The organism is Yoonia sp. R78084 (assembly GCF_044595625.1).
GTDB lineage: Bacteria > Pseudomonadota > Alphaproteobacteria > Rhodobacterales > Rhodobacteraceae > Yoonia.
Map to the genome: position 1 here is coordinate 3204530 of NZ_CP138993.1, position 11632 is coordinate 3216161.

12 protein-coding genes are annotated in these 11632 nt (G+C 57.3%); 5 read left to right on the forward strand and 7 right to left on the reverse strand.

What is annotated here, in order from left to right:
* The first annotated feature begins 319 nt into the window (after positions 1-319).
* The gene (locus tag SJY29_RS16035; protein ID WP_400084811.1) at positions 320-1213 is read left to right on the forward strand and encodes a UTP--glucose-1-phosphate uridylyltransferase; all 894 of its coding nucleotides are present in this window, start codon (positions 320-322) and stop codon (positions 1211-1213) included.
* 21 nt (positions 1214-1234) lie between these two features.
* Here SJY29_RS16035 and SJY29_RS16040 read toward each other — a convergent pair whose 3' ends face one another.
* On the reverse strand, positions 1235-1540 hold the full coding sequence (locus SJY29_RS16040; RefSeq protein WP_110277836.1) for a chaperone modulator CbpM: 306 nt from the start codon (positions 1538-1540) through the stop codon (positions 1235-1237).
* Between the two features lie 4 nt (positions 1541-1544).
* Positions 1545-2435 carry a DnaJ C-terminal domain-containing protein gene (locus SJY29_RS16045; RefSeq protein WP_400084814.1) on the reverse strand — a complete coding sequence of 297 codons (891 nt, stop codon included), beginning with the start codon at positions 2433-2435 and terminating at the stop codon, positions 1545-1547.
* Positions 2436-2555: 120 nt separating this feature from the next.
* Between SJY29_RS16045 and SJY29_RS16050 the strand changes: the two genes are divergently transcribed.
* The gene (locus SJY29_RS16050) at positions 2556-3407 is read left to right on the forward strand and encodes a universal stress protein (protein WP_400084817.1); all 852 of its coding nucleotides are present in this window, start codon (positions 2556-2558) and stop codon (positions 3405-3407) included.
* A gap of 48 nt (positions 3408-3455) precedes the next feature.
* Here the strand turns inward: SJY29_RS16050 and SJY29_RS16055 are convergent, their stop codons facing one another.
* From SJY29_RS16055 to SJY29_RS16065, 3 genes are read right to left on the reverse strand one after another with little or no spacing between them, the layout of a single operon-like run.
* On the reverse strand, positions 3456-4670 hold the full coding sequence (locus tag SJY29_RS16055; RefSeq protein ID WP_400084820.1) for an efflux RND transporter periplasmic adaptor subunit: 1215 nt from the start codon (positions 4668-4670) through the stop codon (positions 3456-3458).
* A 3-nt stretch (positions 4671-4673) separates the two neighbouring features.
* Positions 4674-7037 carry an ABC transporter permease gene (locus SJY29_RS16060; RefSeq protein ID WP_400088958.1) on the reverse strand — a complete coding sequence of 788 codons (2364 nt, stop codon included), beginning with the start codon at positions 7035-7037 and terminating at the stop codon, positions 4674-4676.
* Positions 7037-7756, reverse strand: a complete 720-nt coding sequence (locus tag SJY29_RS16065; protein WP_400084823.1) for an ABC transporter ATP-binding protein — start codon at positions 7754-7756, stop codon at positions 7037-7039. The genes SJY29_RS16060 and SJY29_RS16065 overlap by 1 nt, the downstream gene beginning before the upstream one ends.
* A gap of 148 nt (positions 7757-7904) precedes the next feature.
* On the opposite strand from SJY29_RS16065, the gene SJY29_RS16070 reads away from it, so the two are divergent.
* From SJY29_RS16070 to SJY29_RS16080, 3 genes are all read left to right on the forward strand, one after another.
* Complete coding sequence (locus SJY29_RS16070) at positions 7905-8114, forward strand: DUF2892 domain-containing protein (protein WP_110277842.1); 210 nt, start codon at positions 7905-7907, stop codon at positions 8112-8114.
* 56 nt (positions 8115-8170) lie between these two features.
* On the forward strand, positions 8171-8941 hold the full coding sequence (locus tag SJY29_RS16075; protein ID WP_400084826.1) for an SDR family oxidoreductase: 771 nt from the start codon (positions 8171-8173) through the stop codon (positions 8939-8941).
* Positions 8942-9059: 118 nt separating this feature from the next.
* On the forward strand, positions 9060-10199 hold the full coding sequence (locus SJY29_RS16080; RefSeq protein WP_400084829.1) for a site-2 protease family protein: 1140 nt from the start codon (positions 9060-9062) through the stop codon (positions 10197-10199).
* Between the two features lie 2 nt (positions 10200-10201).
* Here SJY29_RS16080 and SJY29_RS16085 read toward each other — a convergent pair whose 3' ends face one another.
* Together SJY29_RS16085 and SJY29_RS16090 are read right to left on the reverse strand one after the other, a co-directional pair.
* Positions 10202-11368 (reverse strand): cation:proton antiporter, encoded by a 1167-nt coding sequence (locus tag SJY29_RS16085; protein ID WP_400084832.1) that lies wholly within the window; start codon positions 11366-11368, stop codon positions 10202-10204.
* Between the two features lie 5 nt (positions 11369-11373).
* A complete protein-coding gene (locus tag SJY29_RS16090) occupies positions 11374-11520 on the reverse strand; it encodes a hypothetical protein (RefSeq protein WP_400084834.1) in 147 nt (48 codons plus the stop codon).
* Between the last annotated feature and the right edge of the window lie 112 nt (positions 11521-11632).

Genomic DNA, 11632 nt, shown 5'->3' on the forward strand with positions numbered 1-11632 from the left:
TGCGGATGCAGCCATATCTGGCCACGTGCATCAAGGACCGAATGAACCGGTATATATGTCGCTTACGTTACAGTCATGTCGTTTATGGTGGCTCCTGATGTCCAAAAGTCAATGCTGCAGGTGCAAAATGACCAGAACCTTTGGAATTCCTCAGAGAAATGCGCGTCTTTTGACCAGTAAACACCCAAGGAATGGTCAGACACGCTAAATTTTAGGCACTTGATGATTTGATAGCGACATTTCCATGTCGTTTTTTGACATTTTCTGCAGTTGCAGCATTTATGTAGGGCACCCGTATTTGTGAAAGGATACCTACATCATGACCAAGTCACCTGTTCGTACTGCCATCTTTCCCGTTGCCGGATTGGGGACACGGTTCTTGCCTGCCACCAAGGCGACACCCAAGGAACTGCTGCCGGTTCTGGACACGCCATTGATCCAATATGCGATTGACGAGGCACGTGATGCGGGTATCGAGCGGATGGTCTTTGTCAGCCATCCTTCCAAGTCAGCTATTGAACGGCACGTCATGGACGATGTCCGCCTGCGCACCGAGTTGAAAGCGCGTGGCAAGGCCGCACTTGCGACAGAACTGCGCGAGGCCGCGTTTTGCGAGATTGAGGACGATGTGGTGTTCACGATGCAGCATGAACCGCTGGGTCTTGGCCACGCGGTGCTTTGCGCTCGCGCGCACATCTTGCCGGGTCCGGTCGCTGTGATCCTGCCTGATGATCTGATCCTCGGCAAAGGCTGCATTGGCGAAATGATCGAGGCTTACACGGCGGGCGCCAGCGGCCATCTTGTAGCGACAATGCCCGTCGCGGCTGAAGAAACCAATAAATACGGTATCCTGTCGGTCACAGGTCAGGACGCCAATCTGCTCAAAGCTGATGGTATGGTGGAAAAGCCAGCACCCGAGGATGCGCCATCGCTTGATGCGGTTGTCGGGCGCTATGTGCTTGATCCGTCGATCTTTGATGTTCTTTCAACCCAGCCGCCCGGCGCTGGCAATGAAATCCAGCTGACGGATGCGATCAATACGGGTGCAGGCACGGTCGGCTTGGCAGGTTTGCGTTTTTCGGGCGAACGCTTCGATTGCGGCGCTAAGGCAGGGATGCTGCGCGCTATTCTGCATATCGCGTCACAGGACCCGGAATATGACGAGGTGCTGAACGAATATTTGGCCGCCGCCAATCCGTCCTTGGCTGCCTAGGGTCTTGATACGGGGCCTTTCCTATCCCCCCATCATGGCCAGTCTACGGGCAAGCCTGTCGCGTTCCTCAATCAGATCCAGAACAAGGGCCACGCCCGCCACGTTCAGCCCCAGATCCCGCATCAGGCGTGCGGCTTTGCGGGCGCGGGCGATATGCTTGGGTGCGAATTCCCACTCGGGGGTCGTCTCTGCGACTGGTGCGACAACACCATGTTCGACGAGTTTGACCACCCAGTCTGCGTTCGTGTCGCAGAACATCGTCAGTTCTGACAAGGACAGCGTTTCGACGACTTCAACATGTGTGCCGCGAGGACTAGCTTTTTTCATTGCACTATACTCCTAGTTTCGACCGGGGATTGTATGGCTGTGCCTCGGCCAACTGCTGATAAAGGTCACGGGCCTTTGGTGACACTTTAGACGGGTTCACGATTTGCAGGATCGCGTAGAGGTCGCCCTTTTGCGCGGCGGGCATACCGCGGCCTTTTAGCCGTAACTTCTGGCCTTGCCGGGCATCGGGCGGAATTGTGAGGTCAACTGTGCCTGTCGGGGTTGGCATGGGCACTTTACCACCCAGCGCCGCCTCCCAAGGCGTGACAGGCAGAGTCATGTAAAGATCGCGGCCCTCGATCGTATAGATGGGATGGGGTCGAAAATTGACCTCAATCAGCAGGTCGGCTCCCTCTGCCCCCTTGCCCTTCAGACGGAGGTTCTGGCCGGGCAACACGCCTTTGGGGATTGTCAGATCAATCCGGCGGGTTTGCATCGTCACATGGCCGGTTCTGTCGATCTGCGGTGACTGCAGCGTCAGGGCCTTTTTTGCTCCGGTGATCGCATCCTCAAGCGAGATTTCGATCGCTGCATGCTGGTCGCGCGGCATGGCTCCACGGCCAAACCGATCGCCAAAGAAATCGCGGAACATGTCAGGGTTCACATCGCGTTCGTCAAAGGCAAAGCCGCCTTGCCAGCGATCATCCTGTCGTGTGGTCTGCTCTGGTCGTGGCTGGTCCCATGATGCGCCAAAGCGGTCATAGGCCGCGCGCTTTTCCGGATCGCTGAGCACATCATTGGCCGCAGCTGCCGCTTTGAATTTTGCATCGGCTTCGGGCGAGGAATTTACATCCGGATGGTATTTGCGCGCCATCTTGCGATAGGCGCGTTTGATCTCATCCGCAGAGGCGTCGGGGCTAACACCAAGCGCCTTATAGAGTTCTGTATCAGCCATTTCACCGTCTCATCTGCGTTGGTCTTGTTATGCATGCGACGGGCTCTTCGGGATTGACTAATCTCAATCCCGCGTTGCTGGCTTGGCATAGGGTAAGACAACTTTCACAAGAGGTCCGTCATGAAAAACGCCACATTTTTTGCCCTGCAAGGTCCCGAAGGCACCCCTGCCGATCTTGCGTCTATCGTTGATGCCGCCGAAGCGCATGGTGGACGCCTGAGCGTATTGCATGTCGGTGCGGTGCCGATCATGACCTATGCGATCGCCGCAACGCCTTATGGAATACCCGTCATTCCCGAAGGATGGCTTGGCGAGCGTGACGAAATGAACAAGAGACTCGCCGCGCGCCAGGAAGAAATGCGCGCCTACCTGACGCGAGAAAGCCTGACGGGCGAGGTGGCAACGCTTTGCGCCGAACCCACGGCATTGCATGATATTGTCGCCGTCAGGTCATTGTTTGCCGATGTCAGTATTGCGCTGAATTCTTTGCGGGATGATGAAACGGCCTTCAATGACATTGTCTATGGTCTGCTTTTCAAGGCACCCGGTCCGCTGATGTTGAATGTTGAGAAAGGCAGTAAGGCGCTGGCACCTGAAAATGTGCTGATTGCATGGAACAATAGCCTTCCGGTAGCACGGGCAGTGCGCGCGGCCCTGCCACTCTTGAAGACTGCTAAAGAGGTGACGATTGCAACCTTTGATGCCGACCCTTCGCGCTGGGGCGACGGGGAAAGCCCCGGTGCCGATCTGGCTATGTGGCTCAGCCACCATGGGTGTACTATCACCGTGCAGGAATATGTGACCGGTAGCAAAACTGTGGCAGAGGCGATCCTGAACCGCGCGCAGGAAACCACTGCCGATCTGGTCGTGATGGGCGCATATGGGCGCAGCCGTTGGAACGAGCGGTTCTTTGGGGGGACCACGGAAACGATGATTGCGCAGCAAGACATGGCAGTGCTGTTGTCGCACTAGGGATTACACGTTGATCCGAGGGCACGGCGCAGTATTGCACCGTGCCCTTTATTCAAGGCTGCTGCGCTGGATGATTTCTGCCCCTGTCATCAGTTGATCATTCGGATGTGTCACGACATGCATCCCGGGATCCAGCCCTTCGAGAACTTCGGCAAATTGTGCATTTTGCCGCCCGATAGAGATGATTTGCTCCGTGACAGTCCCGTCTTCGGCGCGAAATACGGCCCAGTCGCCGCGCCGTTTGAAAAGCGCGCTCAGAGGAACCTGGACAGCGTCATCTGTCTGCCATTCGATGATGCGCAGAAACACGGCAAAACCATCCCCCAGCCCCGCCCTTTCAGAAGCGGGTGTCGTGATGTCGAAAATGACATCAAGACGTTGCTCGTCTATGCCCAATGCAGAGATCTTGGTTTCGGCGGCGGGTGAAATACGGGTCAGCGTTGCCGCAAGCGCATTATCGCCCCCCCAGCGTTCGACAGTCGCAATTGCGCCGGTTTGCAGGCGGACCGCGTCGGAGGATAACAGATCGGCGACGATCTCAAGCTGGGCAGGATCACCGATCCGCAAGAACGGGGCACCGGTAGCCACGGGATGTTCGCTGATGCTCTCTATGCTCAGGACCACGCCATCGGCGGGGGCGTAAATCTCAAGGCAGCAACTTGCATCCACCTCTGCCGCTGATTGTGGGCTTTGCAGCATGGTTGCGGCGCGGGCAAGCGTGCTCTCGGCCATATCGATCCGCGCCTCGGCGGCCTCGACCGTGGTTTGGGCGACAGCAAGTTTTTGCAGTGCGTCCTCCAACCGCGTCAGCGAGGCGACGCCGCGTTCGACCAGTATTTGTGTCCTGTCGTACTGTGTCTGTGCCAGCGCCCGATCCTCTTGTGCACGTGCCAGATCCGCTTCGGCAACATCCAGCGCGGCCTCGGCTTCTTGCACGGTCGCTTGCGCCTGAAGCAGGCTGCGACTATCCAGCAAGCCAGGCGTTGCAGGCTGCACAACGGCAACCACAGTCTGGCCGCCGGTCACCCGGTCACCGATGTCCACGGGGGATCGTAGCGCAGTGCCGTTGATGGGGCTGGATACATCGTAGATATCCTTGATCCGTGTGACGCCATCGGCGTTGATCATCACCGCCAAAGGGCCGCGGGTGATGGTGTGCAGATCCACTGGCACAGGGTCTTCCTGCAGGGCGACATAACCCATCCCGAGCATGACTGCGGCACCAAGGCCGACCAGTCCGATGGTACGCGGTTTCCACGACATTGGTTACTCCCTTACTTTCATTGCAGAAACGAGGTTTTGTTTGTCCAGCCTGCGCCGTACCAGCATCACAGAACCAAAGCTGGCCAGCAGAACAACAAAGCTTGCCTTGGCATAGATCGCCGGATGTATGACAAGCGGCATGTTATAAAGGTCGCTGGAAAAGCTGTTGAACATGCTGGCCGTAATCAGCGTCCCGATCCACCAGCCCAAGGGCTGCGCCAGAACCGACAGCAACATGGTTTCGCCGATCAGGATGTAAGACACCTCGGAGCGGGTAAAGCCAAGGATGCGCAGGCTGGCCAGTTCGCGGGACCGTTCAGACAGCTGAATCCGTGCCCCGTTGTAGGTGACGCCGATGGTGATGAGCAGGGCAATCACAATGTAGATTGTATTCACGACGCCGATATTCTGTTCGATCGTTTCGGAAAAAGAGCGCCGCGTATCTGTCATCATGACGATCCCGGCAAGACTGGGAATATCCTTGAGCCTGCGGTGCAGGTCTATGATCTCGGTATCGTCCAGTGACACATTGATCAGGGAAATGCGCGGTGATTGTCGCAATAGCGCGTTGACGTATTCCAGATCCATATAGGCGCCCAGGCCAAAGTACTGCGCGATGATATCGGTCACGCGCAGAGCGTGCGTTTCCTGCCGTCCGCCAAGGAATTTGACATCAACCGCATCCCCGATCCCAACATCCAGTTGCGTGGCAAGCCGTTCGGTCAACACCACCCCGCCCGGCGGCACTGCGATCTGTTTGCCGTCTTTGTCGATGACGCGGCTGAGGTCGCTGTCGGGGCGGCCGGCTTGGATGACTGTCCGCTTTTCGCGGTTGCCGTTACTCAGGATTACAGGGTGGTATTGTTGCCCTTCTGCCTGCAAAACCGCTGGCAGGTCGGCGGCTGTAGCCAGAACAATTTCAGGCATGTCATGCGACAGGATCAGCATGCCATCCTGTCGCGCGCTTTCATAAAACGCGCTGTCGACAATCTTGTTCAGGGAATAGGTGAAGAACGAGGGCGACACCACGGTCGAGACCGCCAGCGCAAGCCCCAGCAACGTCAGCCCGCTCCGCACGGGCCACCGGATCAACGACCGCAGGATCATGATCGTCGGTTGCGACAGGTGCATGGCCGCCATCGCGCGGTCGATCCAAGAGCGTTTGAATTGCGGCGGCGCGGGGGGCTGCATTGCAATGGCGGGGGCAAGACGCGCGGCCTTGATGGCGGCCTGCGCGGCCCCCAGAGTTGTTGTCAGCATCGCCGCCATGCCAGACGCCGCATAGACCCAAAGCGATGTGCTGAAGATCAAGAACGGAAAGTCGAAATATTCCGCATAGAGCAACGCCATCTGGCGTGCCAGCCATCCGCCTACCAGCCAGCCGATTCCAATGCCGACCACCGCAATCAGCACGGCGAGCATCAGGTAGTGCAAACAAACTTCCAGATTGGAATAGCCCACCGCCTTGAGCAGCCCGATCTGGCTGCGTTCCAAAGTAATGATCCGCCCCATGACCATGCTGACAAGAAACGCCGATATCCCGAAAAAGATCGGTGGCAGCACTGTTGCCATATTGCGCAGCTGTTTGATTTCACTGTCGATAAAGCTGTGCGAGGCCTGCAGATCCCGCCCGTAAGCGCCCAATGATCCGTAAGGTTCAAGCAGTCGGTCAACGGCGTCGATCACGTTCTCTTCGCGCGCGCCCTTGCTGAGTTTCAGCGCGACATCGTTGAACGCCCCCGTCATATCAAAGGCAGCGGCCACGGCCACCTGCGACATCCACAAAATGCCAAAAGTGGCATTGTCGGGCATCAGGGCACCCGGACCGATGGTGTAGATAAATTCGGGCGATTGGGCGGTGCCGGTGATCGTCAGTTGCCGCTTCTGGCCGTTGAGATTGGCATAGAAGAAATCGCCAAGCTGGAATCCGTTCGCCAGTGCAAAATTATGGTTCACCATCACTTCATCGGTTGATGTGGGATCGGGTAACCGACCTGTCTTGAGAAGTGGCACGTTCAGTCGCGGCGCCCCATCTTGCGGCAGTGACAGGATTTTCCCTGTCACGCTGACCATGCTTCCGGGCACATCCAGAACGGCGCTGCCAACGGTGCGCGTCTCAACCGCCCAAACCCCTTCAATCGCGGCGAGTTCTGTCACCAGTCTTTCGGGCGCGCGTTGCACAGCGCTAAAGACATCGGCAAAACGGTTGCGCTCGTAATAAGTGTCGCGGGTATCGCTGAGCGATTTGTACATTCCCAAAGCGGTCAGCAGGATCGCGACGCCGCAGGCCAGCACCAGGGCGATGGCGAGTGCCTGTTTCCAGAGGCGCGAAAAATCGCGGAGCAGTTTGCGGTCAATCGCTTGCATCACCAGACGATCTCTGACGGGGCAAGGCGCGTTTCGTTTGTGTGGACGCTGCTGATTTTCCCGTCCGCAAACTGGATGACACGGTGCGCCATGCGCTGGATTTCTGCGTTATGGGTGATGATGACTGTGGTCGTGCCAAATCGGGCGTTGATGTCCTGCAAGACCTCGAGGACCTGCACGCCGGTGGCACTGTCCAGCGCCCCTGTCGGTTCATCGCAAAGCAAAATCTCTGGGCGCTTGGCAATGGCGCGGGCGATGGCAACGCGCTGTTGTTCGCCGCCTGACATTTCGGAGGGGAAATGGTCCATCCGTTTGGCCAGCCCGACAAGTGCCAGCGCCTCTTCCGCAGACATCGGGTCAGGCGAGACATCGGTGACAAGCTGGACATTTTCACGCGCGGTCAGACTGGGCACCAGATTGTAGAACTGGAACACAAAGCCGACGTGATCGCGCCGATAACGGGTCAGTGCGCGGTCGGGCAGATCGGTAAGCTCGGTATCGCGAAACCAGACACGTCCCGCCGTTGCATGATCCAGACCGCCAAGGATGTTGAGCAAGGTTGATTTACCACTGCCCGACGGCCCCAGAAGGACGGCCATTTCACCTGTGTAGAGTTCAAGATCAACACCCGCGAGGGCAAATACCTTCACGTCGCCGGTCTGATAGACCTTCGTGACACCTTGGGTCCGAAAGACGATTTCTGGTGCTTCTTGGCCCATGTGGTTTGATCCTGACTTGGGCGATACTGCCAAGACTGGCTCCAACAAACATTGATCAAAGTCAATTGGTGGAGCCGGGCACAGCCTAGAATGGGCGCAGGAAACGGCGGGCTGTTCCGGCGCGCCGTAGAAAGCAAAGGAACGTCATATGTTTTCGAATGTAGGTACGATCGACCGTCTGCTTCGTCTTGTCGTTGGTGCGGCTCTGATTGCGGCACCATTGATCAATTTCATGGGTTTGGGCGCCAGCGCTGCCATCACATACGGAATGATCGCAATCGGTGTCATTCTGGGGGCCACTGCCGTTTTCGGCATATGCCCGCTTTACAGGCTAATGGGAATTTCAACGAAATCCTGATGCAGCTCCACAAACTGAGTTTTTCACGGAACGTCCATCTTTAAGGGAGACCGGATATGGGACTGGTGACTGGTAAAATAGCTTTGGTCACGGGCGGCGGTGCCGGAATCGGGCGCGCCACGGCCAAGACCTTCGCCGCAGAGGGCGCAAAGGTCGTTGTGTCTGACGTCAATCAGGAGGGCGGGGCAGAGACCGTTAGAATGATTGAAAAAGCGGGCGGGACGGCGCTTTTTGTTGCGGCTGACGTTTCAAAAAAGGCTGACGTTTCCGATCTGATCGCCAAGACAGTTGCGGCCTATGGCAGGCTTGATTGCGCAGTGAACAATGCAGGGATCGAGGGCAAGATTGCACCCATTGCCGCGCAATCAGAGGAAAACTTCGATGCGATTATCAATGTAAACCTGAAGGGTACTTACCTGTGTTTGCAGGCCGAGATTGCCGCAATGCTCAAAACCGGGGGCGGTGCAATTGTGAACCTGTCCTCGGTTGCGGGGCTCATCGGTTTTTCGGGGCTGTCGCCCTATGTCGCGTCCAAGCACGGCGTCATCGGATTGACCAAGAACGCAGCAATTGAATACGCGGCATCCGGCATCCGCGTGAACGCGATCTGCCCCGGTGGCGTCGATACCAGAATGCTGGATTCGCTGGCGGAACAGGCCACATCTGGCGCGCAAACCGCGACCCAGATGATGGCACCCCTGCATCCGATGGGACGTATCGGAACCCCTCAGGAAATAGCGGATCTGATCGTGTGGCTGGCGTCACCGCGTGCGGGGTTTATCACCGGTACAGCGATCCCGATTGATGGCGGGTATGTGGCGCAATAGTCCAAGGCGTGCCGTGCAGCCCGTGCGTGCTATTCTGACGCTCAGCAGTTGATTTGACATTACTCAATCGCGCCCTTGGCGGGGCGCGATACGCTGATGACGAAAGCGAGGTTCCTGAATGTTCACATCCGCGATCAGGCTATTCAATGTGGGCGGCTTTGAGATAAAGCTGGACCCAAGCTGGTTTTTGATTGCTGCTCTCATCACATGGTCGCTTGCGACCCAGTACTTTCCCGTCGCGCTGCCGGGTTTGGCTGACACGAACTATATCCTGCTAGCCGTTCTTGCGATGCTCGGGTTCTTTACCTCTCTCTTGCTGCATGAGCTGGCACATTCGGTCGTTGCCCGCAGCTATGGTGTGCGGATCAGGGGGATCACCCTGTTCCTGTTCGGTGGCGTGGCCGAGCTTGAGACCGAAGTGCCCTCTGCAAAGGTCGAGTTTCGCGTCGCGATTGCTGGCCCTGCGATGAGCATTGTTCTGGGTGTACTCTTCTGGATGTTGGCGGGGGTATCGCAGGCTGTCATGATCTCTCCTGCCTTGCCAAGCGTTCTGGCATATCTTGGCACAGTGAACATCGTGATTGCTGTGTTCAACATGCTGCCGGCATTTCCGATGGATGGTGGCCGCGTCTTGCGGGCCTATCTTTGGGCGCGGCGCGGTGATCTGCTCAGCGCGACACGGACCGCTGCGACATCGGGCAGGATTCTGGCCTATGGTCTGATTGCTTTGGGGGCCTATACCGTCTTTCTGGGTGCGGGACCCTCGGGGCTCTGGTACGTATTGATCGGTTTTTTTGTGTTGGCTGCGGCACGGTCCGCCTATCAGAACCAGCTGATGCAAAGCACATTTTCAGGCAAGACAGTGTCCGCCGTCATGATCCGGGATCCTGTCGTTGTCTCGCCCGAGCTGACTCTGTCGGAGTTCGTCAATCAGGTCATGTTGAAACATCGTGTCAGCTTTGTTCCGGTCGTTGCTGACGGCGTGCTGATCGGGCAGATCGACAAAGACGTTCTGTCTGCCATTGACCGCGATCATTGGACAAATACGCGTGTTGGCGATGTGTTTGCCGGGCTTGATGTTGCGGTCACCATTCCTTCGGATATGGCGGTTCGTGCCTTGCTGGAGCTGATTTCCCAGACTGGTGTACGCAAGTTCATGGTGGTTGATGATCACAAACTGATGGGCGTGGTCACCTTGGCCAATCTGATTGGATATTTGCATCGCGCAGACGATGCCATCCAGCGGAAAGCACTCTAGGCTCAGCTACCCTTGTCTTGCTGCGCACGCTTGATCGCAATCAGGGTTGCGATAGGTCCGAAGATTTCAAAAACCACTGTTGTTCCGATTGTCAGTGCAATGATTTCCGCGCCCCATGCCGGAAACCGTTGCGCGGCAATCAGTGCCATGCCGATTGCAACGCCGGCCTGTGGTAGCAACGCGACCCCGTACCAAGGCGCTTCATTCTGAGGTACATGGGCCAGCCGTGCACCGGCCCAGCCACTGATGATCCGCGAAAGGGTTCGCAAGACGACAAAGCCAAGCCCGATTGTGCCGAGGGTGCGGGCAACGTCCATGTCAAGTTCGGCACCGGCGAGAATGAAGAACAGCACAACGAAGGGCCATTGGATATGGCTGATTTCGTTGAAGGCTTTGGTGTGATGCGTCGCAAGATTGACGATAACCGCCCCCACGACCATGCCTGTGATCAGGAAAGACACCTCAAGCCAGAGCGACAGACCGGCGCAGAGAAAGACAAGGCTGAGCGCCTCGATCTGGAGCGGCTCGCCATCACGCAGACGCCCCGTCACCATCGCCGCAGGTACGCCGATAGCAAAGCCAAGCGCGATGGCACCACCTGCTTCCCGGCCAGCCAGCAAGAGCCCCTCCAGACCGTGATCGCCCTGCAGTTGGCCCACGGCCACAAGCACCAGGCTGAAGGCCAGAAGCCCCCAGACATCATCAATGGCAACAATTCCGCGTATGGTTTGTGTAAAGCCGTTATTTACGCCGGATTGGGTGATCACATCATTGGTCGCCGCGGGTGCTGTTGCGGTGGCAATTGCCGCCAGCAGCAGGGCAAGCCCCAACGGCATGCCCATGGCGGTCAGGCCAATCGTGACGACAACCAGCGTGCCCAACACAATGGCCAGCGAAATGGTCATGATCGCCCGTCCGTGCTGGCGCAGTGTATCGCGGTGCAGCCCTCCACCCAAAAGGAAGGCGACCATCGTCAAGGCGATGACAGACAGAGCGTCGTACCACTCCTGCAACGCAGGCGGGATCATGTCAAAGCCAGCACCTCCCGCGCCCAATCCAATGAATAAGAACAAGGTGACGCGCGGAAACCCTGTCTTGCGTGAAATCAGATCGGCAACCAGCCCGCTGAGAAACAGCGCGCCAAGCGCGATGAACAATGACGGGTGCAACGGGGTTAACCCGAGATTGGCGCCATACAATCCGCGGCATCAAGCGTCAGAACAGGATCGTCTGGTCCGCATTCCTCACCTGAAAGGGGGTAAGTCCCTTCCTGTGCGCAACTGGCCAGAAACAAGATCATCAGCAATGGCATAAGTTTCATAATGTGCCTCTTTCCATGTGTGTCTGCAACGCGCACACTAGCCGTGGATGCAGGTGTGTGATTGATGTTTATCAACAACTGGTGATTGCGGTCTTTGACCTTGATCAACACA

Excerpts from the sequence above, each read along its gene's own strand:
- SJY29_RS16035 (WP_400084811.1), top strand. The coding sequence starts at position 320 with ATGACCAAGTCACCTGTTCGTACTGCCATCTTTCCCGTTGCCGGATTG.
- SJY29_RS16040 (WP_110277836.1), bottom strand. The coding sequence starts at position 1,540 with ATGAAAAAAGCTAGTCCTCGCGGCACACATGTTGAAGTCGTCGAAACG.
- SJY29_RS16045 (WP_400084814.1), bottom strand. The coding sequence starts at position 2,435 with ATGGCTGATACAGAACTCTATAAGGCGCTTGGTGTTAGCCCCGACGCC.
- SJY29_RS16050 (WP_400084817.1), top strand. The coding sequence starts at position 2,556 with ATGAAAAACGCCACATTTTTTGCCCTGCAAGGTCCCGAAGGCACCCCT.
- SJY29_RS16055 (WP_400084820.1), bottom strand. The coding sequence starts at position 4,670 with ATGTCGTGGAAACCGCGTACCATCGGACTGGTCGGCCTTGGTGCCGCA.
- SJY29_RS16060 (WP_400088958.1), bottom strand. The coding sequence starts at position 7,037 with ATGCAAGCGATTGACCGCAAACTGCTCCGCGATTTTTCGCGCCTCTGG.
- SJY29_RS16065 (WP_400084823.1), bottom strand. The coding sequence starts at position 7,756 with ATGGGCCAAGAAGCACCAGAAATCGTCTTTCGGACCCAAGGTGTCACG.
- SJY29_RS16070 (WP_110277842.1), top strand. The coding sequence starts at position 7,905 with ATGTTTTCGAATGTAGGTACGATCGACCGTCTGCTTCGTCTTGTCGTT.
- SJY29_RS16075 (WP_400084826.1), top strand. The coding sequence starts at position 8,171 with ATGGGACTGGTGACTGGTAAAATAGCTTTGGTCACGGGCGGCGGTGCC.
- SJY29_RS16080 (WP_400084829.1), top strand. The coding sequence starts at position 9,060 with ATGTTCACATCCGCGATCAGGCTATTCAATGTGGGCGGCTTTGAGATA.
- SJY29_RS16090 (WP_400084834.1), bottom strand. The coding sequence starts at position 11,520 with ATGAAACTTATGCCATTGCTGATGATCTTGTTTCTGGCCAGTTGCGCA.